General features: G+C 75.3%; 18 protein-coding genes. 11 read left to right on the forward strand and 7 right to left on the reverse strand.

Features of this window, described 5'->3' with window-relative positions:
- Positions 1-111 precede the first annotated feature (111 nt).
- The 3 genes from OHA86_RS26870 to OHA86_RS26880 form a co-directional block, all read right to left on the reverse strand.
- Positions 112-1,371 (reverse strand): YcaO-like family protein, encoded by a 1,260-nt coding sequence (locus OHA86_RS26870; protein ID WP_329179228.1) that lies wholly within the window; start codon positions 1,369-1,371, stop codon positions 112-114.
- Entirely contained in the window at positions 1,371-2,336 is a 966-nt protein-coding gene (locus tag OHA86_RS26875; protein ID WP_329179229.1) for an aKG-HExxH-type peptide beta-hydroxylase, read from the reverse strand. Before OHA86_RS26875 ends, OHA86_RS26870 begins: the two co-directional genes overlap by 1 nt.
- A gap of 74 nt (positions 2,337-2,410) precedes the next feature.
- Positions 2,411-2,557, reverse strand: a complete 147-nt coding sequence (locus OHA86_RS26880; protein ID WP_329179231.1) for a hypothetical protein — start codon at positions 2,555-2,557, stop codon at positions 2,411-2,413.
- Positions 2,558-3,156: 599 nt separating this feature from the next.
- Between OHA86_RS26880 and OHA86_RS26885 the strand changes: the two genes are divergently transcribed.
- The 5 genes from OHA86_RS26885 to OHA86_RS26905 all read left to right on the forward strand — a co-directional run bounded on the left by OHA86_RS26885 (position 3,157) and on the right by OHA86_RS26905 (position 9,540).
- Entirely contained in the window at positions 3,157-4,296 is a 1,140-nt protein-coding gene (locus OHA86_RS26885) for a glycosyltransferase family 4 protein (protein WP_329179232.1), read from the forward strand.
- Positions 4,293-5,720 (forward strand): N,N-dimethylformamidase beta subunit family domain-containing protein, encoded by a 1,428-nt coding sequence (locus tag OHA86_RS26890; RefSeq protein ID WP_329179233.1) that lies wholly within the window; start codon positions 4,293-4,295, stop codon positions 5,718-5,720. The genes OHA86_RS26885 and OHA86_RS26890 overlap by 4 nt, the downstream gene beginning before the upstream one ends.
- A gap of 267 nt (positions 5,721-5,987) precedes the next feature.
- Positions 5,988-7,433, forward strand: coding sequence for a nucleotide sugar dehydrogenase (locus OHA86_RS26895; RefSeq protein ID WP_329179234.1), 1,446 nt, complete (start codon positions 5,988-5,990; stop codon positions 7,431-7,433).
- 24 nt (positions 7,434-7,457) lie between these two features.
- Positions 7,458-8,408, forward strand: a complete 951-nt coding sequence (locus tag OHA86_RS26900; protein ID WP_329179236.1) for an NAD-dependent epimerase/dehydratase family protein — start codon at positions 7,458-7,460, stop codon at positions 8,406-8,408.
- Between the two features lie 4 nt (positions 8,409-8,412).
- Entirely contained in the window at positions 8,413-9,540 is a 1,128-nt protein-coding gene (locus OHA86_RS26905) for a glycosyltransferase family 4 protein (protein WP_329179238.1), read from the forward strand.
- A gap of 20 nt (positions 9,541-9,560) precedes the next feature.
- Here OHA86_RS26905 and OHA86_RS26910 read toward each other — a convergent pair whose 3' ends face one another.
- Entirely contained in the window at positions 9,561-9,857 is a 297-nt protein-coding gene (locus OHA86_RS26910; protein WP_329179240.1) for a trypco2 family protein, read from the reverse strand.
- 92 nt (positions 9,858-9,949) lie between these two features.
- Here OHA86_RS26910 and OHA86_RS26915 point away from each other — a divergent pair, with 92 nt between their 5' ends.
- The 4 genes from OHA86_RS26915 (at position 9,950) to OHA86_RS26930 (ending at position 18,079) form a co-directional block, all read left to right on the forward strand.
- Complete coding sequence (locus OHA86_RS26915; protein WP_329179242.1) at positions 9,950-11,755, forward strand: serine protease; 1,806 nt, start codon at positions 9,950-9,952, stop codon at positions 11,753-11,755.
- Complete coding sequence (locus tag OHA86_RS26920; RefSeq protein ID WP_329179243.1) at positions 11,752-14,280, forward strand: tetratricopeptide repeat protein; 2,529 nt, start codon at positions 11,752-11,754, stop codon at positions 14,278-14,280. Before OHA86_RS26915 ends, OHA86_RS26920 begins: the two co-directional genes overlap by 4 nt.
- A gap of 86 nt (positions 14,281-14,366) precedes the next feature.
- Positions 14,367-15,785: a VWA domain-containing protein gene (locus tag OHA86_RS26925; RefSeq protein ID WP_329179245.1), complete on the forward strand. Its 1,419-nt coding sequence runs from the start codon at positions 14,367-14,369 to the stop codon at positions 15,783-15,785.
- Positions 15,782-18,079, forward strand: coding sequence for an ABC transporter substrate-binding protein (locus tag OHA86_RS26930; RefSeq protein WP_329179247.1), 2,298 nt, complete (start codon positions 15,782-15,784; stop codon positions 18,077-18,079). Before OHA86_RS26925 ends, OHA86_RS26930 begins: the two co-directional genes overlap by 4 nt.
- 60 nt (positions 18,080-18,139) lie before the next feature.
- Here the strand turns inward: OHA86_RS26930 and efeB are convergent, their stop codons facing one another.
- Genes efeB through efeU form a run of 3 tightly spaced genes read right to left on the reverse strand, consistent with a single transcriptional unit; the run spans position 18,140 to position 21,579 of the window.
- Complete coding sequence (gene efeB, locus OHA86_RS26935) at positions 18,140-19,501, reverse strand: iron uptake transporter deferrochelatase/peroxidase subunit (protein WP_329179248.1); 1,362 nt, start codon at positions 19,499-19,501, stop codon at positions 18,140-18,142.
- A gap of 3 nt (positions 19,502-19,504) precedes the next feature.
- Positions 19,505-20,686, reverse strand: a complete 1,182-nt coding sequence (gene efeO / locus OHA86_RS26940; RefSeq protein WP_329179249.1) for an iron uptake system protein EfeO — start codon at positions 20,684-20,686, stop codon at positions 19,505-19,507.
- Between the two features lie 59 nt (positions 20,687-20,745).
- Positions 20,746-21,579, reverse strand: coding sequence for an iron uptake transporter permease EfeU (gene efeU, locus OHA86_RS26945; RefSeq protein WP_329179251.1), 834 nt, complete (start codon positions 21,577-21,579; stop codon positions 20,746-20,748).
- 269 nt (positions 21,580-21,848) lie between these two features.
- On the opposite strand from efeU, the gene OHA86_RS26950 reads away from it, so the two are divergent.
- The gene (locus OHA86_RS26950) at positions 21,849-22,496 is read left to right on the forward strand and encodes an SCO2400 family protein (RefSeq protein WP_329179253.1); all 648 of its coding nucleotides are present in this window, start codon (positions 21,849-21,851) and stop codon (positions 22,494-22,496) included.
- Between the two features lie 112 nt (positions 22,497-22,608).
- Positions 22,609-23,628 (forward strand): NADP-dependent oxidoreductase, encoded by a 1,020-nt coding sequence (locus OHA86_RS26955; protein WP_329179255.1) that lies wholly within the window; start codon positions 22,609-22,611, stop codon positions 23,626-23,628.
- Position 23,629: the final 1 nt, after the last annotated feature.

Here is a 23,629-nt window from a genome sequence, read left to right on the forward strand (position 1 = left end):
CGTGGACAGCGGCAGGGGGTCGGTGGCGGCGGGTGGCGGGCCGGTCGGTGGGGGCTGGCGGATGTCGGCGGGGCGGCTGCACCGGCAGGCAGGCGGGCGGGGCGCCGCCGGTCAGCCGAAGGGGTGGGGGCCGGGCGCGGCGGGCAGGCCCCGTTCGTCGTCAGGGCCGGTCGGCAGGGCGCGGGCGCCGGGGGCCACGACCCGTACCACCGCGGAACCGAGCGTGCGGGCCGGCCCGTAGGTGGTGTCCACCAGGACCAGGTCCCGGCCGGTGTGCGCGGCCAGCGCGGCGGTGCCGGAGCGGGCCGGTACGCGGTCCGACACGAGGCGCGGGCCGTCGCCCGTACGCGCACGGCCGTCCGGCCCGGGTCCTCCGGGGCGGCCCGGCACCTGCGCCGGATCCGGCCCGCCGGACGGCGCCCGCGCGGTCCACAGGCGGAGACTGTCCTGCCGGTGGTACGCCCACAGCGCGTGCTTGACGGCGGAGTTCGGGGCGTTTCTGCCCCGCCAGCGCTCCCAGGTCTCCACGGCCACCCGGGTGTGCATGCTCCAGCGCACCATCAGCGCCTCGTAGGCGGCCTTCTCCACCAGCGGGGCGACCTCCCCGTCGTCCGGACCGCAGCGCGCGCCGAAGGACTGCCGGTTCCGGTCCGGCGCGTGCAGGCACACCGCCACGCAGCGGGACCCGGCCGGCGCCGGGAGGTCGAGCGCGGTCGCCGTCGCCCCGATGCCGGCCAGGAGACGCGCCAGCGGATCCGGCAGGCCGGGCGCCGCGACCACCTCGGGCGCGGCGGACAGGCCGTACCAGCTCCGGCGTACGAGGTCGCGTTCCAGGATCTCCCACGCGGCGTGCTGGGCGGCGGCCTCCGGGTCGGGATGCGCGGCGATCCCGGTGGACCCGGCGCGGGGTCCCGGGTCGCAGCCGGCCGGCGCCCGGTGGTGCAGGAAGACGGCGCCGGCGGGTACGTGGATGTCGGCGCCGGTGTGCAGGGAACGGCCGAGGACCCACAGGCGGCGCGTGGTACGCGACTCCTCCGGTCCGCCCGCCGCGCCCGCCGGTTCGAGGTCGGCGGGGTCCACGGCGGGTATCCCCTTGCGGCGCAGCTCCCCGTGGGTCGCCACGACCGCGGCCCGCGACTCGGCGGCGCGGCCCGCGAGGATGTTGCCCACGCGTTCGAGGAGTTCGCCGCGCGCGCTCGCCACGACGTGCGCGGTGCTGTGCCCTGCGGCGCTTCCCACGATCAGCGGCCGGCCGCCCGCGGCGCTGACGGGATCGAACTGCGGCGAGCGTGCCGCGACCCGCGCGAAGACGATCTCCGGCCAGGGCGCGTACGGGGTGAACACCTGCGGATTCCACCGTGACCCGGACATCAGGAGGCGTGCACCCGGACCACCTCGGCGGCGCCCTCCAGGACCGCCTCCCCGTGGCCGGTGAGTGTGCCGCGGTGCGCCGCCATCGTTTGTACGGCGTCGGCCGCGGACCGGGCGAGCCGGTCGTGCCGGGCCCGTACGGCCGCGGGCGGCTCGGCGTCCCCCGCCAGCAGGCGGCGGTAGAGCAGGACGCTGCGGGCCAGGACCACCATCTGCTGGAAGAGCCCGGTGAGCGGCCGGGGGTCGACGCGCAGCGGGGTGGCGACCAGCGGACCCTGGCCCTGCGCCGGGCGCAGGAAGGGCTCGGCGGCGACGGACGCGGCATTGCACCGGGTGTGCGTGCCCTCGTGGACGAGCGCCTCGGCCAGCCGGACCGCGCCGGGCAGGCCGTCCGGGCCGGGCCGCAGCCGGTCGCGCCGGACGAACACGGCGCCGTGGACGGTGAAATCGGTGAAGCCGTCGATCGCGGGGCCGTCCAGCAGGACGATCTGCCGCAGGACGACCCGCAGTTCGGCGTGCGCGCCGGGCCACGCGTCGGCGAGCAGCGCGACCGCCTCGCGGAATGTCGCCGTGTCCGGTGCCCGCCATGCGGCAACGGTGGAGCCGGGCGGTCCGCCGGTGTCGTCGCCGGCCTTCGGCAGCGACTTCAGCGCGCGGGCGACGCTGCGTTCGAGGTGCGGGAGCGGGCCGGCGAGATCGGCCGGCCAGGGCAGTCCCGACGCCGGGGCGGTCGCGATGCCCGACCGGGCCTGGGCGAGGGTGCCGGCGAGGCGGGCGAGGCGCTCCGGGGAGGGCGGTCCGGCCCGCAGCGCCTGCTGGGCGGTGTGCGCGGCCTCGATGACCGCGGGGTGCGCGGCTTCCGCCGGGGAGACCGTCAGCCCGGCGGATTCCAGGGCGGTCCGGGCCGTGCGCGCCAGCGAGGAGCGTTCCTCGGCGCTTCCGCGTGCGTCGGGCTGCACTTGCACCGTGAATACCTCCGAGTCGCTGGTGGGGGACGGGCGGCGGGCCCGGAGGCGCCGCCGCCCGCGGTGGCCTGCCGTCAGCTGGGTACGTCGACCATCAGCGCCAGCTCGGGCAGTTCTTCCTCGGGGACCTGCTCGATCTCTTCCTGCATGTCGATCTCCCTTCGGTAGCCGGCTCCCCCCGGCAACGACGGGGGAGTCATGGCGGCCGTAACGGTAGGCACGGGACGGATGTGATCACAAGGCGCACCGGGTTCGTCACCCGGCGAAAACGTCGCGTCCCGGCCATATGGAATGTGCCACGCTGCCGGGGGCAGCCCTGTTCCCGTGGCCCGGGGGCCGGGCCATCCGCCCCGACCTGCTGTTCCCGCGCGTCCGGCCGGGGGCGCCGCGCCCGCCGGAGCCCCCGGCCCGCGCCGGCCGGTCCGCGGGCGGCTGTGCGCCGCGCCCGGTGTCAACCGGTGCTGTCGGCCAGTGTCGTGTCCGGAAAGCGTGAAGCGCGGTCCCGTCGCGCCGTTCGCGCCGGAGGCTCCCGCGCGGCAACCGGGCCGCGGGCGGGCACCGGGTAGCGGAACAGGCCGAAACGTCCCTCTTGGAACGGGTACGCCCGCGGACGATGATGACCCTCGGCCGGGCCGATGACGACGCGGCCGCGCCCGCCGCCCGCGCCGGCGGCCCGCCGCCGCGGACATCACCCGCCACCGCCCGCCCGTCCCACCACGAGGAGACACCCGTGGATCCCACGGCCATCACGTTCCGTCAGCAGTCAGCGACCGCGTGCCACCGCCCGGCCTCCCGCCCGGACGGACGGAAGTAGGCCGGCATGCGCATCGCGTACATGCACGGCGGCAGCATCCCGTCCTTCTTCGCCAACGGCGTCCACGTCATGCGGATGTGCGACGCCTTCACCGAGGCCGGACACGACGTCACCCTCTACTCGATGCCCGGCTCCTACACCGACCAGGACCCGTACGACTACTACGGAGTCCGCCACCGCTTCCCGATCCGCCTCGTCCCCTGCCCGGACTACACGCCGGCCGGGTACTGGAAGCGGGCGGAGGACGTGCGGGAGCTGGTGGTCCGCGGACCCCTGCCCGACCTCGTCTACGGACGCGACCCGTACGCCCTCGCCGCCGTCTGCGACCTGGTCCCCTTCGTCTACGAACTCCACCAGCTGCGCCGGGACGTGGCACCGGCCAGCACCGAGGAGGACCTGCTGGGCAGCCACCTGCTGGCCCGCGCCGTGGTGATCACCCAGGCCCTGGCCCGCGACCTGGCGGAGAAGCACAAGAGCCTGGGCGCCCTGCCGATCCTGGTGGCACCCGACTGCGCGGACCTGCCGGAGCCGGGCGCGACGGCGGCGCCACCACGGCTGCCGGGCCGCCAGGACGTACCGCGGGTCGGCTACGTCGGCCACCTCTACGACGGGCGCGGCATCGGCCTCGTCCTCGACCTCGCGGACCGCTTCCCCGGACTCGACTTCCACCTCGTCGGCGGCACCGAGGAGGACAGGACCCGCTGGGCGCAGGCCTGCCGGTCGCCGCACGTGTACTTCCACGGGCACCGGCCGCCGTCGGAACTGCCCGGCTACTACGCCCGGTTCGACATCGTCCTCGCCCCCTACGAGAGCAAGGTCTACACCTGGGGCCGGCTCGACGAGACCGGGCGGTGGGCGTCACCGATGAAGGTGTTCGAGTACATGGCGCACGGCCTCCCGATGATCGCCTCCGACCTGCCGGTGTTGCGCGAAGTCCTCCAGGACCGGGTCAACTGCCTGCTGCGGCCCCCCGACGACCCGGCCGGCTGGGGCGAAGCCCTCGCTGAACTGGTCGCGGACGGGTCCCTGCGCCGCAGCCTCGGCGAGGAGGGGCGGCGGCAGGTCCTGGAGCGCTACACCTGGGACCGCCGGGCCGAGGCCGTCCTCGCGGGCCTCGGCCTCCCGGGGACCGCGGGTACGGCATGACGGCGGCCCCCGGGGGAGCGGCCCGGCCCGCCGCCGCACCGGTGGTGGACGGATACCCGGCCCGGCCGAGCGTGCGGGCCGGGGAGGTGCTGCGGTTCCACGTCTCGACCCGGGCGGACCGCTTCCGGGCCGACTTCTACCGCTGCGGCGCCCGCCCGCGCCTGATGGGCAGCACCGAGCAGCCGGGACGTTACGCGCCGCCGGGCCGCCACGACGAGGACTGGCGGTGGCCCGGCTACGACTTCCCGGTGCCGGGGGAGTGGCCCTCGGGCGTGTACATCGCGGTGTTCGGCCCCGCGGCAGACGCGCCGCCCGCCGCACCGGCGACCGCCCCGCCCCCGGCCGGCGCCGAGGAACTCGACGCCCGCCACTCCCGGATGCTGTTCGTGGTGACGGCCCGCGAACCCGCCGGGACCGCCCGCATCCTCTACAAGGTGCCCGTCTCCACCTACCACGCGTACAACCGGAGCGGCGGCGCGAGCCTGTACGGCGCGCTGCCGTACGACGAGCCGTACCGCACCGTCACCCTGCGGCGCCCCGGCGGCGGGATCGGCGGGCCGGTGAAGGGCCGGCCGGACGCCCACGACCCGCGGACGCCCCGGCAGACCTTCGCGCACTGGGACGCCCCCTTCATCTCCTGGCTGGAGGCCGCGGGCTTCACCGCCGACTACTGCACCGACCTCGACCTGCACGACACGGCGCTCGCGGCCGACGGCTACCGGCTGCTGCTCTCGGCCGGGCACGACGAATACTGGAGCGCGGGCACCCGCCGGCACACCACCGCCTTCCGCGACCAGGGCGGCAACCTCGCCGTCTTCGGGGCCAACACGTGCTGGTGGCGGATCACGCCGACCGCCGACGGCACGGCCGTCAGCTGCGCCAAATACCCGCCGGGCATTCCCCAGGGCGCCGATACGGACCTGATGCGGGGCGCCCCCGACCACTGGTGGGAGACCGAGCCCGAGAACGCCCTCATCGGCGTGAGCTACCGCAACGGCGGCGGCCACTGGGACGGCCCCCGCGCACCCCTCGGCTACACCGTCCAGCACGCCGGGCACCCGGTCTTCGCCGGTACAGGACTGCGCGACGGCGACGTCCTCGGAGCCGAACACGCCCTCGTGGGCTACGAATGCGACGGCGCCGCCCACCGCCGCGCCGCCGACGGAACGGCGGTCGCCACCGGGGCGGACGGCACACCCGCCGCCTTCACGATCCTGGGCGTGGCCGACCTCCCCACCGCCCCGGACTCCGGCTGGAACGCCGCCGCCCGGGAGGACGCCGACCCGGCCAGGGCCGCGACCCTCGGGCTCTACACCAGCGGCGGCACCGTCTTCAACGCGGCCACCACCGACTGGGCACGCCTGCTGGCCCTCGACCCTCGGATACGCGCCATCACCCGCAACGTGATCTCCCTGCTCTCCTGAGACCCGGCGCCGCGGCGCCGGACGCGACCCTGCGCACCGCCCCGGCCAGGTACGCGGCCCCGCCCCCGGGCGGGCGGCGCGCCCACCGCACCGGGCACCCTCCCCGGCCGCGGGCCGGGGCGGGCTTCGCGCTGCGCCGATGCCGCCGCCGCACCGGCTTTCCGGGGCGGGCGGAATGTCCGAAGGACCGCTGGCGGCCCCCTGCCGTTGCGGACACAGTGATGTGCGCCGATGCAACAGGGGCGAATCGCCCGGAGGGGACCACCTATGCCTTTACCGCCCCGCCCGAGCGGCCGGAGCAGCCCGCCGGGAAGGTCCGCGAACGCACCCGCCACGGACCGCCCGCCGCCCGCCGCGCCCCGCCGGTCCGCCGCCGCCCGCCCATCCGCCGAGGACCGCCCGTCCGACCCCCGGCCGGACCCGTCGCCCCGCGCGCCCGGCCCCGCCCGCGCGGTCGTCGTCGGCCAGGGCTACGTCGGCCTGTCCCTGGCGGTGCTGGCGGCCGAGGCCGGGTACGCGGTCGTCGGATACGAGGTGGACAAGGAGCGGGTCACCCGGCTCGCCGCCGGCGACTCGTACATCGAGGACGTCGCCTCGCGGCGGCTCCGCCCGCTGCTGGCCTCCGGGGCCTACCGGGCGAGCCGGGACCCGGCCGACTGCGCGGGCTTCGACATCGCGGTCATCACCGTGCCCACCCCGCTGCACGAGGGGCTGCCCGACCTGTCGCACGTCGTCGAGTCGACCCGGATGCTGGGCGGCTTCCTGCGGCCGGGAGCCGTCGTCGTCCTGGAGTCGACCAGCTATCCCGGCACCACGGAGGACCTCGTCGCGCCGCTCCTGGAGCAGGTCTCGGGACTGGTCGCCGGCCGGGACTTCCACCTCGGGTTCAGCCCGGAGCGGATCGACCCCGGCAACACCCGCTGGCGCCTGGAGAACACCCCCAAGGTGGTCTCCGGGGTGAACGCGGCCTCGCTGGCCCGGATCGAGGCCTTCTACGGCGCGGTCGTTGAGACGACGGTGCCGGTCAGCAGCTGCCGCACCGCCGAGCTGAGCAAGCTGCTGGAGAACACCTTCCGCCATGTGAACATCGCCCTGGTCAACGAACTCGCCATGTTCGCCCACGAACGCGGGATCGACGTGTGGGAGGCGATCGACGCCGCCGCCACGAAGCCGCACGGCTTCCTGCGGTTCCTCCCCGGCCCGGGGGTCGGCGGCCACTGCCTGCCGATCGACCCGTCCTACCTGTCCTGGTGGGCCTCGGGCACGGCCGGCCGCGCCTTCCGCTTCGTCGAACTCGCCAACGACGTCAACAGCCATATGCCCGACTACGTGGTGCGGCGGCTCGCCGAAGCGCTCACCCGGCGCGGGAAGACCGTCGGCGGCGCCCGCGTCCTGCTGCTGGGGCTGTCCTACAAGGCCAACACCAGCGACGCCCGTGAGACGCCCGCCGCCCGTATCGCCGAACTCCTCCTGGCGCGGGGGGCGGACGTGAGCGCCGCGGACCCGCACGTCGCCCACTCGGTGCCCCCGGCCTCCGGCGTGCTGGACCGGGTCCGCAGGGTGGCCGCCAGCAGCGGGGAGCTGTCGGCCGCCGACGCGGTGGTCCTGCTCGCCGACCACGACACCTTCGACTACGGCCTGATCGCCGCGTCCGCCGCCTACGTACTGGACTGCCGCCACCGGCTCGGCGGCGACAACATCGACGTTCTGTGAATCCTCCGAACGGGAGTGGTGGGCGTGAAGATCGTGATCACCGGGGGCGCCGGCTTCATCGGCGGCAACCTCGCGCACTTCCTGGCCCAGCGGCCCGAGGTGGCCGAAGTCCGCGTCGTGGACGACCTGTCCACCGGGTCCAAGGACAACCTCGCCGGGCTCGACGCGGACTTCACCGAGGGCAGCGTCCTCGACGGCGCCCTCCTGGACCGGGTCTTCGCGGGCGCCGACACGATCGTGCACCTGGCGGCCCTGCCCTCGGTGCCCCGGTCGGTGCGCGACCCGCTCGCCAGCCACCACGCGAACGCCACCGGCACGCTCCGCGTCCTGGAGGCGGCCCGGCGGGCCGGCGGTGCCCAGGTGATCGCGGCGTCCTCGTCCTCGGTCTACGGCGGGAACCCGCGGCTGCCCAAGCACGAGGGCCTGCGCCCCCTCCCGCTCAGCCCGTACGCGGTGAGCAAGCTGGCCGCCGAGGCGTACCTGGGCGCCTACCACCACTGCTACGGGCTGCCGGTGCTGCCGTTCCGCTTCTTCAACGTCTACGGTCCCGGGCAGCCCGCGGGGCACGCCTACGCCGCCGTGGTGCCCGCCTGGATCAGCGAGGTGACGGCCGGCCGGCCGGTCCCGGTGCACGGCGACGGCCACCAGACGCGCGACTTCACCTACGTCGGGACCGTGTGCCGCGTCCTCACCCGGGCGGCGCTGCGCCGGGTCGTCTCCGCCGAGCCGGTGAACCTCGCCTACGGCACCCGCACCTCGCTGCTGGAGCTGGCCGCGGAGCTGGAGGCCGTACTCGGCACGCCGGTGGACCTCCGGCACGGGCCGCCCCGCCCCGGCGACGTCCGGCACTCCCACGCGGACAACGCCCGGCTGCGCTCGCTCTTCCCCGAGGTCGAGCCGGTCCCGCTGCGCGAGGGCCTGCGGCGGACCGCCGAGTGGCTCCGGCACCCGGCGCCCCGGCCGGGCGGGGCGTAGCGGCATGCGACTCGCCTACCTGCACCCCGGAAGCGTCCCCTCGCTGTACGCCAACAGCGTCCACGCCATGCGCATGTGCGACGCCTTCACCGAGGCCGGCCACGAGGTCACCCTCTACACCGCACCCGGCACGTACACCGTCGACGATCCGCACGCCTACTACGGGGTCCGCCACCGCTTCGCCGTCCGTACGGTGCCGAGCCCGGACTACACCCCGGCCGGCTACCGGGTGCGCGCCGGGCGGGTGCGCGACCTGCTCACGCGCGCCGCCCCCGACGTGGTCTACGGCCACGACCTGTACGGCCTCACCGCCGCGGCCGGCGTCGCACCGCTGGTGTACGAGACCCACCGGCTGCGGGACGACCCCGTCACCCTCGCCATCGAGCGGCGCCTGCTCCGCGAGCCGTCGCTCGCGCGGATCGTCGTGATCACCGAGGCGCTCGCGCGCGACTACCGCCACACCTACGGCCGTCCCGGCCTTCCGCGGATCCTCGTCGCGCCGGAAGGCGCCGACCCGCCCGAGGCCACCGCCGGGCCGGAGGACCCGCCGCGCCTGCCGGGGCGCCCGGACGCGCCCCGGATCGGCTACGTCGGACACCTCTACGAAGGCCGCGGCATCGATCTCGTCCTCGACCTCGCAGGCCGGCTCCCCGCTCTGGACTTCCATCTGATCGGCGGCACCCCGGAGGACCTCGCCCGCTGGAGCGACCCCCGCCCTCCCGCCAACGCGTACTTCCACGGGCACCGCCCGCCCGGCGCCGTCGCCGCGTACTATCCGCTCTTCGACGTCGTGCTGGCGCCCTACCAGGCGAAGATCTACACCGCCGGCGGCCACTGCGAGACCGGCCGCTGGGCCTCGCCGATGAAGCTCTTCGAGTACATGGTCCAGGGCCGGGCCGTCGTCGCCTCCGACCTTCCCGTCCTGCGGGAGATCCTGCACGACCGGGTCAACTGCCTGCTGCGGCCGGCCGGTGAACCCGCGGCATGGGCCGGCGCCGTCACCGAACTCCTCGCCGACGACGGCCTGCGGCGCGCCCTCGGCGACGAGGCCCGCCGCCAGGTCCTGCACCGCCACACCTGGCGGCACCGGGCCGGCCGCGTCCTCGCCGGCCTCGACCCCGCAAGCGGCTGAGCACGCCGGAACCGGCGGCGTCAGCGGCCCTGGCGGGAGACGTTGAGGCGGCCCGAGCCGTTGTGGGGTTCGAGGTCGACCTGGACCCGGTGGGTGGTGCCCTTGTCGACCGAGCCGCCCAGTTCGGCGGTCACCACGCCGATGCGCAGGCCGCCGCCCGCGGTGCCCGCGCGGTGGACCTGGACGGTGAATTCGAGGCTGACCTTGTCGACCGTGAAGCCGATCTGCTCGTCCTCGGCGGCTGCCCTGGCCTGTTCGAGCTCGCCGCGTATCTGCTGGATGACCTCGGCCAGGCCGACGAAGGACGGCGGTTCCACGGCGGCTGCCCCCAGGGGTGATCCACGGATAAGGGGACAAGTGTAGGTCTTTCGGCGGGACATGACGCTGTGTCAGGCGTATGGTGCACGGCATGGAGGCCGACGGGGGAATCGGTATCGGGTCCTCCCTGGCGACCCCGCCCTGGGCGGTGCGCCTTCGGCGGGCCAATGGCAAGATCGCGGGCAGTGGAATTCTGCTGAGCCCTGACCGGGTCCTGACCTGCGCGCATGTGGTGGGGCGGGACGAAGAGGTCACCGCGGAATTCGTCGGCGCGACGGGATTACAGGTGCCGAGGGTGGCCGCCAGGGTCACCGGGGGCGCCTACCGGCCGGAGAAGCGCGACGCCGACGGTGACCCCAGCGGCGATGTGGCGCTGCTCGAACTCGACCGGCCGCGCCCCGCCGCCGAGGCGACCACGCTGCACCGGGTGTCCGCGCCGGGCCGCGAGGTGCGGATGTACGGCTTCCCCGCCGCGTACAACGGCGGCCTGTGGCTGCCCGCCACCATCGTCGGCGGCTGCGGCCGGGACGGGCAGGTGCAGCTCCGGCCGCCGAGCCCCGCGGAATTGGCCAGGCCGGGATTCAGCGGCGGCGGGGTGGTGGACCTGGCCACCGACCGGGTCATCGGCATGGTGCTGGCCAGCGCGCCGGAAGAGGGCGGCGGCTACAGCTTCATGAGCCCGGCGGAGACCGTCGTGCAGCACCTGCCCGAGGTCGGCGAGTGGACCGTCGGACAGACCGCGGTCGACGAGGAACTGCGCTCGCCGGAGACCGGCGACGACCGGTCGCTGCTCGACGAGCCGTTCGCCGAGCGGCTGGCGCGGTGGCTGCGCGGCGACGCCCGGATACGCGGCGACGGCGCCGCCCGGCAGGTCAAGATCAGCCTGGTGCCCGACGCCGACCCGGCACGCGCGGCCACCTTGCGGCGGGCGATCACCCTGGCCGACCGGGAGTTGCGCAGCCGGGTCTCCACCGGGCGCGTGTCGCTCGACGCGCCGGGGACCGTGCCCGCGGCCGGCGGCCTGGACCTGGCCCTCCAGGTGAGCGGGCGCGGCACCGACGAGGTCGCCGAGCGGATCGCCCGCCGGATGGGCCTGTGGCAGCGTCTCGACCTGCCGGTCGCCGAGCGCATAGCGGCGGCCCGGGTGACCATCACCCTCGTGGTGGTCGGCGTCGATGCCGCCGCCGACCCGGCGTCGCTGCTCGACCTGCTCGCGCTGCTGGTCGCCAGGGGCAGCCGGGTGCTGCTGGTCTTCCGCACCGCGGGCGCCCATTTCGCGCGTGCCCGGGAGGAGTTGCTGCTGCGCCCCGCCCAGGAGCGCCGGGTGCGGCTGGGCGAACGGCTGCTGCGGATCACCGGGGCGCCGGCCCGCGAACTCGACGGCCTGATGGCCCGGGTGTGCGGCGCCGAGGACTTGACCGACCGGGCCGTCGACGCGCTGATCCACGTGATGGCCGCCCGCGCCGAACTGACAGGCGGCCAGGGCGCCTTCGCCGGCCCGCCCGACGAGGCCCCGGACCTGGCGGGTTACGAGCGCATGGCGGCCCGCGCCGAGCAGCGGCTGCCGGCCGCCATCGCCGCGCTGCGCGAACTGCGGGTCCGCCGGGACGAGTTGCGCGGACTGCTCGGCCCGTACCGCAGGCTGCACGAGGAGGGCGCCGCCCGCGGCGAGAACCTGGAGGCGGACGACCTCTACCTCACCGCCCACCGGCTGCTGTACGAACGGCCCTGCCGCGTACCGGCGGCCGAGGCGGCGGTACGCCGCTTCCTGGACCTGGTGGACCGGCCGGGCCAGCCGCCGCCGGACGGTCCGGGCCACCCGCGGGCCGCCGAAGGCCCGGCCCGTGTCCCCGTCGCGGATGTCGGGGACCGCCACGAAGGGGGTACGCCGTCATGACCGCGACCGGCACACCGTGCCCGCACCGCCCCTGCGCGGGCACCATCACCGCCACCGGCTACTGCGGCACCTGCCGCCGCCACCCCTCCACCGCGCCCGGCGCCCCCGCCCCGTCGTCCGCCGACGTCCCAGGGCCGCGCGCCGCCCCCGCTGACGCCGCGGCCGACCCGCAGGCCGCGTCCCGCCCGTCCGACCCCGCCGGCGCCCTGGACCGCGACGGCCTGGTCCAACTGCCCAGCGTCCCGCGCCCCGCCGACAAGGACGTCGTCCGCTCGGTGGCCCGCCGCCCCGAGGGCGGCCGCCGCTGCGGTGTGCCGGACTGCCCCGGCACCATCGGGCTGTCCTACGACGACGAGCCCGCCCCGGACGAGGGCTACTGCCCGGTCTGCGGTACGCGTTACTCCTTCCGCCCGCAGCTCGGCCCGGGCGACGTGGTCGCGGGGCAGTACAAGGTGCTGGGGTATCTCTCGCCCGGCGGCACCGGCTGGGTCTACCTCGCGGAGGACCTCGACCTGCCGGGCCACCGGGTCGTGCTCAAGACGCAGATCAACACCCAGGACGCGGCGGCCCGCCGCAAGGCCGTCGAGGAACGCCGCTCGCTGACCACCCTGCACCACCCGGACATCGTCGGGATCATCGCCTCCAAGCAGCACCAGGTCGAGGGCGACACCGGCCCCACCGACTACATCGTCATGGAATACGTCGCGGGCCGGCCGCTCGACCAGCTGCTGCTGGCCTCCGACGAGGAGCTGACCCGGCTGTTCGGCGGCCCCTTCGCGCTCGACCACGTCGTCACCTACGGCTGCAGGATCCTCGGCGCCCTGGAGTATCTGCACGGCCAGCGGCTGCTCTACTGCGACATGAAGCCGGACAACGTCATCCACTACGGCCAGCAGATCAAGGTCATCGACCTCGGCGCGGTCCGCCGCATCGACGACCGGACCAGCGCCCTGGTCTACACCCCGCGGTTCGCCCCGCAGAAGCGGGAGCGCGACGAGCGCGGCTTCCAGGTCGACACCGACCTCTTCACCGTCGGCCGCACGCTGGCGGCGCTCGCGGCCCGCGCGCAGGAGCCCGCCGGGCTCGCCGCCCGCTCCTTCGACCGGCTGATCGGCCGGGCCACCCACGACGAGCCCGCCGCCCGCTTCACCTCCGCCGCGCAGATGTCCCGCCAGCTGTGGGAGGTGCTGCGCGAGCACCGGGCGCTGGCCCGCGGCGAGCGCTACCCGGAGAAGTCCACCCGCTTCGAGCCGACCGCCGTCGTCTTCGGCGCCGCCCTCGGCACGGTCCCCGCGCTCTCCCACTGGACGCTGCGGCCCGAGGGCGCGGCCCCGCCCGACCTGGCCACCGGCGCGCCCAGCCCGCAGGAGACCGCCCGCGCGCTGCCGGGGCCGGTCGCCGACCCGGACGACCCGGCGGCGGTACTGCTCGGCGACCTGGCGGGCGACGCGCCCGACCGCACGGCGGAACGCCTGCGCGACGACCCCGCCCTGCGGACCGTCGAGGTCGCGCTGTGGCTGTGCCGGTCGTATCTGCTGGCCGGCGAGCCGGGCGAGGCGGGGGAGCCGGCCCGCGAGGCGGCCGGGCACTGGCTCGGCGAGGCCGTCCGGCTGATGGGACCCGACGTCGCCGGCTACGACTGGCGTCCGCCGTGGCACCGCGGGCTGCTGCATCTGATGCGCGGCCGGGTCAAGGAGGCGCAGGGCGAATTCGCCGCCGTCTACGCGACGGTGCCGGGCGAGTGGGCGCCGAAGCTGGCGCTGGGCTACTGCTCGGAATTCCTGCGCGGCCGGACGGCGGCGACGGCGCCGAGGACGGACAGCACGGCGACGGCCGGCGCGGCGGGGACGGCCGCGGAGGCGGCGGCCGAGGCGCGGGAGGCCGAAGCGGAGGCCGAGGCCTACTACCGGGCCGTCTGGGAGCGGGACCGCTCGCACACCAGCGCGGCCTTCGGACTGGCCAGGCTGCGGCTGCTGCACGGCGACCGGGTGGACGCGGTCCGGGTGCTCGACCAGGTGCCGACGATCTCCCGCAACTACGACGTGGCCCGGATCGCGGCGCTGCGGGTCCTCACCGGGCGGGTCGCCGGCACCGCCCCCTCGCGCGCCGACCTCGCGCGGGCCGCCGGCCGGCTGGCGGAACTGCCGCACGACGACGCCAGGGACCGGCTGACCGCCGAGATCCGCGAGAACGTGCTGGCGGGGTATCCGGCCCCGGCCCGCCCCGCGCCCTGGCGCAGCCGGCTCGCACTCGCCCTGACCCCCGGCCGCGGCACGGAAGGGCCGGACGGCGGCCGGGAACCCCCGGGCGGCCCCGGAACGCCCGGTGCCGGTCACGCACCCGCGCACGGCACCGGCTTCCCGCCGCTGCCGCCCGGCGAGCTGTTCGAGGGCGCCGCCGACCGGCGGGCACTGGCCCGGCTGCTGCACGGGTCGCTGCGCACCCTGGCCGGCCAGGCACCGGCCGCAGAACGCGCGGAACTGCTCGACCGCGCCTACGCCGTACGCCCGGAGAGCCGGTTCTGACCGCCCCCCCGACGCGCACCCGAGGACCACCGAGGACCACCCGCACGACGGCAGCCACAGCTCAGCGGTGAGGAGTCACGAGCACCATGGACACCACGATCGGCCTCGCGGTCAGCCAGCAGAAGTACCTCCCCGCGGGCGCGGGCGAGAAGGACCTGCACGCCATCGTGACCGTCGAGGTCAGCGGCGCGGAGGGCGCGGCGCCCGGCCCCGCGCTCGCCGAGGTCCTGGTGATCGACTGCTCCAGCTCGATGGAGCGCCCGGAGGAGAAGTTCAGGGCGGCCAAGAACGCCGCCGTCGCCGCGTTGCAGCTGCTCCCGGACGGCACGCCCTTCGCCGTCGTCGCGGGCACCCACCGCGCCGTCACCGCCTATCCGCCGGACGGCGAACGGGCGATGGCGGTCGCCGGCGCCGCCACCCGGGCCGCGGCCGAGGCGGCCGTGCACGGCCTGGTCGCGGCCGGCGGCACGTGCGTGGGCAGCTGGCTCGACCTGTCCGGGCGGCTGCTCGGCGGGCAGCCGGCGCCGATCCGGCATGTGCTGATGCTCACCGACGGGCGCAACGAGCACGACCACTTCCGGCCGCTCGCCGACGTCCTGGCCGCCGTCGCGGGGCAGTTCGTCTGCGACGCCTGGGGCATCGGCGAGGACTGGGACGCCCGGCTGCTGCTCCAGGTGGCCGGCGCCCTGCACGGCGGCGCCGACGCCGTACGCGAGGAGTCCGCGCTCGTCGGGGCGTACGAGCAGCTGGTGCGCGGCCTGCTCGCCAAGGCGGTGCCGGAACTGACCCTCACCGTAGGGACCCTGCCCGGCAGCCGGCTGCGGTACGTCCGGCAGACCTTCCCCACCGAGGCACCCCTGACGGCGCAGGCCGCGGAGCCCGGCACCTACCTCACCCGGGCCTGGGGCAACGAGCTGCGGCGCTACCACGTCTGCGTCACCGTCGATCCCGAAGGCCAGCTGCACGGCGAGGAGTTGCTGGCCGCCGAGATCGGCGTACGCACCCCCGTCGGCGCCCCGGTCCCGCCGCCGGACCCGGTGCCGCTGGTGGTGCACTGGACCGACGACCCGGTGCTGTCCGGGGTGACCGACGAGCAGGTGCTGCACTTCCAGCTCTACGAACAACTGGGCCAGGCGGTGGCGGACGCGGCGGACGCCTACCAGCGCAGAGCGCCGGACCGGGCCGCGGAACACCTCGGCAGGGCCGTCGGACTCGCCCACCGGGCCGGCGCCCGGCGCCAACTGGCGGAGCTGCGGCGGCTGGTGGAGATCCACGACGCCGCCGCGGGCCAGGTGTCGCTGCGCCGGGACATCAAGCCGGTGGACTTCCAGCACCTCATCACCGCCAGCAGCCACAGCACCTACGGACCCGAGCCCGGCGGCCCGGCGCCCGACCCGGGGACGCAGCCCGGCGCGGTCCTGGCGCCCTGCCCGGCGTGCGGCCGGCGCGTCCCGGTCAAGGCCCGCTTCTGCCCGCGCTGCGGCCGGACCCTGGGGGAGTCGTGAGCGAACGGACGGCCCCGGCCCGGCCCGCCGCGGCGCCGGAGCCGAGCGGCACCCTCCGCGAACTGACCCGGCGCAGGCTGCTGTTGCTGGTACTGGTCGCCCTGACGACCGCGTCGCTCTTCCACGCCTACCGCGGGGTGCACGCCGACGCGGTGCCCCTGCGGTCGGCCGGCGCCCCCGGTGTGCTGGCCGTGGACACCGCGATGGACGCGCTGGCCCGGGCCCAGCAGGGCGTCGAGCGCGGCGAGGGCACCACGGGCGACTTCCACACCCGGCTCTCGGTGGCCAACCAGAGTCTCGCGCGCGCCGCCGCCGCCGACGTCACCGGGCTCACCGGCCGCCAGACCCTCCAGACGGTGACCGGGCTGATCACCACCTACTCGGGCTGGATCGAGGACGCCGCGGGCCAGCCCACCGCCGCCCAGGCGCAGGCCACCGCCGCTCAGGCCCCGCCCGCCTCCGCAGGCCCGGGCCGCAGCCCCGCCGCCAGGTCCGGCGCGCTGCGTACCGCCTACCTGGACTACGCCCGCAGCGTGCTCGGCACCACCGCCACCGGTCCCGCCGCGGACGCCACCGTGCTGGGCCGGCTCAGGGACCTGCAAGCCGCGCAGCAGAGGGCGGTGCGCGGGCAGACCGACTTCGGGCCGCGGCTGTGGCTGGAGTGGACCCTCGCCCTCGCCCTGGCCGTGGCGCTGCTCGTGCTGCTCACCGAGACGCACCGCTTCCTGGCCGGGCGCTTCCGGCGGCGGTGGAATCCGGCGGTCGCCGGCGCCGCGCTGCTGCTGGTCGCCGGCGCCGCCGTCCTCGTCGTCTTCACCGCGCTGACGCACTCCGAGATGGCCGGCTCCCGTGCGGTGCTGTCCGGTTCACTGACCGGCGACGCGATACCCAGGGCCGGGGCCAGGGTCTCCGGCCGGCTGGCGGGCACCGGCTTCCGGGCGGCGGCGGCCGACTGGATCCTCGTGGGCGGCCTGCTGCTGGCGGGACTCGTCCTCCAGGCCCTGCAACCGCGGATCAACGAGTACCGGGTCAGGGTCATCGCCCTGCGGTGGCCGCGGCCCCGCACGCTCGGGGTGCTCGGGCTGTCCCTCGCGCTGCTGGCCGGCGCGGGCGTGGTCGCCGTCCGGGCCGCCGGCTGGAACGGCTCGGTCACCCTGCTGGCCAACTGGACGGGTACGGAGCAGGACCAGTTCCAGCAGAAGGTCATCGACCGGTTCGAGGACGAATACCGCATTCATGTGGTGTACCAGGGCAGTTCGGCCGAGAGCGAGGTGCTGGCCGCCGACGTCGAATCCGGTACGCCGCCGGACGTCGCCGTCCTGCCGGGCCCCGGCGAACTCGCCGGATACGCGGCCAGGGGCATGCTCACCCCGCTCGACGACCTGGTGCGCCCGGCCGACTTCGCCTCGGCCTGGGTCACCCCGGTCAAGGGCCACACCTACTGGCTGCCGATCAAGACCGACCTCAAGAGCATGGTGTGGCACCCCCGGGCGCTGGACACCGGCGCCGTGGAGCAGGCCGCCAAGAGCCCCGCCTCGTGGTGCCTGGGCATGGGCGCCGACGCCACGTCGGGCTGGCCGGGCTCGGACTGGATCGAGGACATCCTGCTCCAGCAGACCGACCCGGCCACGTACAGCAAGTGGGTGGCGGGCAGCCTGCCGTGGACCGATGACAGGGTCCGCCGGGCCTGGACGACCTGGGGGGACCTGGTCGGGGCGGGCCGGGCCGCCGCCGGAAGCGCCCTGGGGAGGAGCTTCGGGGACGCCGCCGACGGTGTGCTCCAGAAGCCGCCGGCCTGCCGGCTGGAGCACCAGTCGTCCTTCGCCCGCGGCAGCGGAGCCTGGACGAAGACCGGGGCCGCGTACGTCCCCTCCGCCGACGTCATCCCGGGCGCCGCGGCCGGCAGCAACCGCTGGGAGGTCTCCGGCGACCTCGCCGCCCTCCTGCACAGCACCCCGCAGTCCCGAAAGCTCATCGGCTACCTCGCCTCCGACGAGGCCCAACGCGCCTGGGCCAGTACGCAGTCCGGCTTCTCCGTCGAGCACACCGTGCTGGCCGACCCGCGGACCGACCCCAACGAGCGGCAGATCGTCCGCACCCTGCGCGACCCGAAGGCGGTCCGCTGCTACGACGCCTCCGACGCGATGCCGCCGACCCTGCGCGACGCCTTCGCCCGCGCCGTCCTGCGCTTCCTCGCCGACCCCGCGACCCTCACCGAGCAGCTCGGCTCCCTCGACAGGACCAGCCGCAGCGCCGGCAAGGTCCCGCTCACCTCGGTCTGCTCCTCGGGCTGACCGGGGAGCCTGCCGGGAAGTGGACCGCCGGGCCGGCCGGGGTGGGCGGGCGGCCCGGCCTCAGCCGAAGAGCTGGCGGCCCCAGTCCTGCCCTGCCGCCAGTCCCGGCGGCGCGACGAAGACACCGCTGCCGATGTGCTGGATGTACTCGTTGAGCGAGTCGTGCGCGCCCAGCACCCGCTGGAGGGTGACGAAGCGGTCCGGGCTGTTCATGAACGCGATGAAGAACAGCCCGCCCAGCAGGTCGCCGGTCTCCGCGTCGATGCCGTCGGTGTAGGAGTAGCCGCGCCGCAGGATGCGCAGGCCCTTGTTGTGCTCGGGCGAGGCCAGCCGGATGTGCGCGCGGTCCGGGATGACGTACTCCCCGCCGGACTTCGCGGCGAAGTCCGGGGTGTCGAACTCGCTGTGGCCGGTCAGCGGGGCACCGCTGGTCTTGTAGCGGCCGAAGACGTCCTGCTGGTCGCCGAGCCGGTCGCGGTCCCACTGCTCCATCCGCATCCGGATCTTGCGGCTCACCAGGTACGCGCCGCCGCGCACCCAGCGCTGCGGCTCCTCGGCGCCGATCCAGACGTGCTGCCCCATCACGGCCTCGTCGCGGGCGTCGATGTTGCGGGTGCCGTCCTTGAAGCCCATCAGGTTGCGCGGGGTGGCCTGCTGCGGGGAGGTGGACGAGGTGCGCCCGAAGCCCAGTTCCATCCAGCGCGGCAGGACGGTGCCGAAGCCGAGCCTGCGCAGGTTGCGTACCGCGTGGAAGGCGACCTGGGGGTCGTCGGCGCAGGCCTGGACGCACAGGTCGCCGCCGGTGACCGCCGGGTCCAGGTTCTCGCCCGGCAGTTGCGGCAGCGTCCGCAGCGCGCTCGGGCGGCGGGCGGCGAGGCCGAAGCGGTCGTCGAAGAGCGCGGGCCCGTAGCCGATGGTGATCGTGAGCCGGCCCGGGGTCAGGTCGGCCGCCTCGCCGGTGTCGTCCGGCGGGGTGTTGAGGTCGCCCTCGTCCCCCGGCACCGGGTGGCCCAGGGTCATCGCCTCGGCCGCGGCCGTCCAGGTGGTGAGCAGCGCGGCCAGGTCGGCGCGGGTCGCGGCCGGCGCCACGTCGAAGGTCGCGAAGCACAGCCGGTCCTGGGACGGGGTGGCGATGCCCGCCTGGTGGCCGCCGCGGAAGTCGACGGTGGCGGCCGTGGCGCCCGCGGCCCCGCTGCCGCTGCCGGAGTCGCTGTCGCGGTGGGCCAGCGCGGTGCCGCCCGCTCCGAGGGCGGCACCGGCGACCGCCGCCCCCGCCCCGACCGCCCCGAGCAGCCGTCGCCTGCTGACGGCGGCCGGCGCGGGGCCTTGTCCGCGCGGCGCCTGGTCCGGGGTGATGTCAGGAGTGCCGTCCTCGACGGAGTCGCGGTCCGGGTCCTGTGCGGGGTCGTGGGCGGCGGTCATGGGTCAGGCGATCTTTCCGGCGATCTTGGACACCGACTCGGCGTAGGCGTCGACGGCCTGGGCCAGGACGCGGCGCTGGTCCGCGGTGACCTTGCTGTAGTCGACGTAGCCGCTGTCCTCGTAACCGGGCGTGGCCGCGTACGCCTTGAGCGCGTCGGCGGTCGCCTGGTAGCGCTGGGCGACGGTCGTGGCGAGCGCCGGGTCCTTCGCCGTGAGCGCCGGCAGGAGCACGCCGACCGCCTTGTTCGCGCCGGCCAGGTTGCCGTCGAAGTCGAGCAGGTCGATGTGCGAGTAGCGCTCCTCCTCACCGGTGATCTTGGAGGACTGGATCTCGTTGACCAGGTCGGTGGCGCCGTTGGCGATCGCGGCCGGCTGGTATTCCACGGTCTGCACCTTGGTGTACAGCTCGTGCACATCGGCGCTCAACTGGTCGGCGAGCGCGCCGAGTCCGGCGGTGGAGTTCTTCGTCCACAGCTCCTGCTCGATGCGGTGGAAGCCGGTGAAGTCGGCGGGGCTCGGCGCGTCGTCGATCCGGCCGTCGATGCGGCCGTCGATGTCGCCCCAGACCTCGGCGGTGGACTCGATGCGCTCGTAGTGGACGCGCGCCTTGCCGTAGAGCGTCTTGGCCTGGTCGGTCTTGCCGGCCTTGACCGCTGCGGTGAACGCGTCGGTGCCGGTGACCAGTTCCTTGACCTCGCCGGTGACCCAGGTCGCGTACTGCTGGGTGGCGGTGACCAGCTGGGGGTCGTCCTTCCAGGTCTTCTTCGCGGCGCCGGTGACCTTGAAGTCGGTCTTCTCGGTCTTCGCGCCCGGGCAGTAGACCTGGTAGGTGCCGGCGTCCAGGGTGAGGGTGAAGTCGCCGGACAGGCCGGGCGTCAGGTTCTCCTTCTCGCCCAGGATCTTGCCGCCGTCCAGCAGTTCGGCCTCGGTGACCTTCGCGGAGCCCTTGTTGCTGACGTCGAACTTCACCGTGCCCGCGGGCGCGGTGGCCGGGGTCGGCGCGCAGCCCTTGTCGCTGATGCCGATGGTGACGGTCGAGGACTTGGCACCGGCGTTCTTGGCGTCGGCCGGCGCGGAGCCCTTCGAGTCGTCCTTGTCGCCGCCGCAGGCGGTCAGCAGCAGGCCCGCGGTGATCACGGTGGCCGCGCAGGCCAGTGTGCGGCGGTGGGTGGCTCGGGGGTTCACGGTCAGCTCCTGTTGGGGTGTGCGTACGTAGGGGACGGGCGGGGACGGCGCGCTGCGGGTCAGTCGGTGGCGGGCTGCGGGAGGCGGGCCTTGCGCGGGCGGGCCGGCCACAGCACGACGGCGGCCATCGGGACGGCGTAGACCAGCCAGCCGGTGACCATCGTCCAGTCGGGGTACGGCTGGATGCCGAGTACGCCGGTGACCACGGAGGAGGCCGGGGTGCCGGGGCGCACCAGCCAGGACAGGTCGAAGGCCCGGGTGCCCTGCTCCAGCCAGCCGCCCTCGGCGGCGGTCATCAGCGCGGTGGCCACCAGGCCGGCCGCGACCAGCACCAGGACGACGCCGGTGGCCCGGAAGAAGCGGGAGAGGTTGAGCTTCACACCGCCGCGGTAGATGCCGTAGCCGACCACGGCGGCCAGGAGGATGCCGAGCCCGGCTCCGGTGCCGCCGTAGGCCGGGTTGTCGCTCTCGTTGAAGGTGGCCAGCAGGAAGACCGCGGTCTCGAAGCCCTCGCGCAGCACGGCCAGGAAGGCCATCAGCACCAGCGCCGACGCGGAGCCCTCGGACAGCGCGCGGCCGGCCGCGCCCTCCAGGTCCTTGCGCAGGTCGCGGGAGTGGCGCTTCATCCACAGCACCATGTAGCTGACCATCAGCACGGCGATGACGCCGACCACCGTCTCCAGCTGCTCCTGCTGCTTCTGCGGCAGGTCGCTGGAGTAGACCTGGAGCGCGATGGCGACCGCGACGCAGATCGCCACCGCGATGGCGACCCCGAGCCACACCTTCTTCAGCGCGTCCCGGCGGCCCTGCTGGCCGAGAAAGGAGGCGATGATGCCCACGATGAGGGCAGCCTCCAGACCTTCGCGGAAGCCGATGACGAACGTGGGCAGCATGGGGGTCCTTCGGACGCGGGAGTGGCCGTGAGGTGCGGTCGTGGCCGGGGTCGTGGGGCGTGGTGCGGTGCTGTCGTGAGGCCGTGATCGTAAGGTAAGGCAGTCCTTATCCAGGTTAGGGCAGCCTTATTACAGGGCGTGCACCGGGGTGCCGTCAAGGTCCCCACCTGCGTCGATTTGGGGTGCGAGGGAATTTCCTGGCAAAGCAACGGCAATCGGCAGGTCGGGTTTCCCCCGCGTCACAGGCGTCCCATAGGGTCCGTTGCGCCATGGACTACTGCCACACGTGCCGCCGGCACCTCAACGGCGCCTACTCCTGCCCGGGGTGCGGCACGGCCGCCGACCAGCTGATGACGCCGCAGGTCGGCGAGACCGCGCAACTGCCCCTGATCAGCGAGGACGACGCCGCCGGTGATCCACCGCGGTCCGGCGGCGGGCGGGCGGCGGCCCGCGGCAGGCGGCGCCGCCAGGCCCGCGGGCGGCACCAGCGGACCGCCGTCTACGGGGTCGGACTGGTGGCGGTGGCCGGCGCGATGGCGATGTTCTCGATGGCCGCGCTGTCCGGCGGCGCCTCCGGCGGTACGGAACCCGCAGAGCCGCCCGTGACCGATGTCACGCACGCGCCGGCCGGCACCGCCGCGCCGGACGCCACCGGCGCCGTCGGCGGATCCGCCGGGCCGCGCACGAGCGGCGCCCCCGCGGGCGGCCCGCACCCCGCGCGGAGCCCGACCGCCACCCCGGGCACCCCCGCGGGCGCGACGCCGACCCGGCCCGCCACCACGGCCCCGCCCACGGCCACCGCGAGCGCGCCGGCCACTCCCGGCAGCGCCCCGCCGAGCGCGACGCCGGAGCCGACCCGCACACCGCCCCCGCCGCCCTCGCCGACGTGCAGGCGGGTGCTGTGGTGGTGCCAGTAGGGCGGCGCGGCCACCGGCCCCAATGCGGCCCCCGATCCCGGTGATCCATGGTTAATTGAGTGCCTGGATCTTTGCCGCGGTGACCCTGTGGCGGAAGGAGACGGATCGCCTCATGTCCACGAGTACGCCCACCGGCCGTGCCTGGCAGCTGGCCGCCAGGCCGCACGGCTGGCCCACGCCGGCGGACTTCGCGCTGGTCGAGACCCCGAACCCCGAGCCGGAGCCGGGCCAGATCCTGGTGCGCAACCTCTTCCTGTCCGTCGACCCCTATATGCGCGGCCGGATGAACGACGTGAAGTCGTACGCCCCGCCCTACGAGCTGGACCGGCCCATGCTCGGCGGCGCGGTCGGCCGGGTGGTGGCCTCCGCGGCGGACGGCGTCGCGGTCGGCGACCATGTGCTGCACGGGCTCGGCTGGCGTGAGTACGCGCTGGTGGACGCCGCGCAGGCGGCCGTCGTCGACCCGGCGCAGGCCCCGCTGCCGGCCTACCTCGGAGTGCTCGGCATGACCGGGCTGACCGCCTACGCGGGCCTGCTGCGGGCCGCCGAATTCACCGCGGGCGAGACGGTCTTCGTCTCCGGCGCGGCCGGCGCGGTCGGCAACCAGGTGGGCCAGATCGCCAGGCTCAAGGGGGCCGCCCGGGTGATCGGCAGCGCCGGCACCGACGAGAAGTGCGCGCTGCTGGTGGACGAGTACGGCTTCGACGCCGCCTTCAACTACAAGAACGGCCCGGTGGCCGCCCAGTTGAAGGACGCGGCGCCGGACGGCATCGACGTCTACTTCGACAACGTCGGCGGCGAGCACCTGGAGGCGGCGATCTCCGCGCTGCGGGTGCACGGGCGGGCCGCGCTGTGCGGGGCCATCTCCGCCTACAACGACATCGAGCCCGCGCCCGGGCCCCGCAATCTCGGCCTGCTGGTCGGCCGGCGGATCACGCTGCGCGGCTTCCTGGTGCGCGACCACCAGGACCTCAAGCCGGACTTCGTCCGCGACGTGGGGGGCTGGCTGCGGGACGGGAAGCTGCGCTACCGCGAGACCGTCGTCACCGGAATCGACCAGGCCGTGGCGGCGTTCCTCGGAATGCTGCGCGGAGAGAACACCGGGAAGACGGTTGTCGCCCTCCCGGAATGAC

Source organism: Streptomyces sp. NBC_01477 (assembly GCF_036227245.1).
Lineage (GTDB): Bacteria > Actinomycetota > Actinomycetes > Streptomycetales > Streptomycetaceae > Actinacidiphila.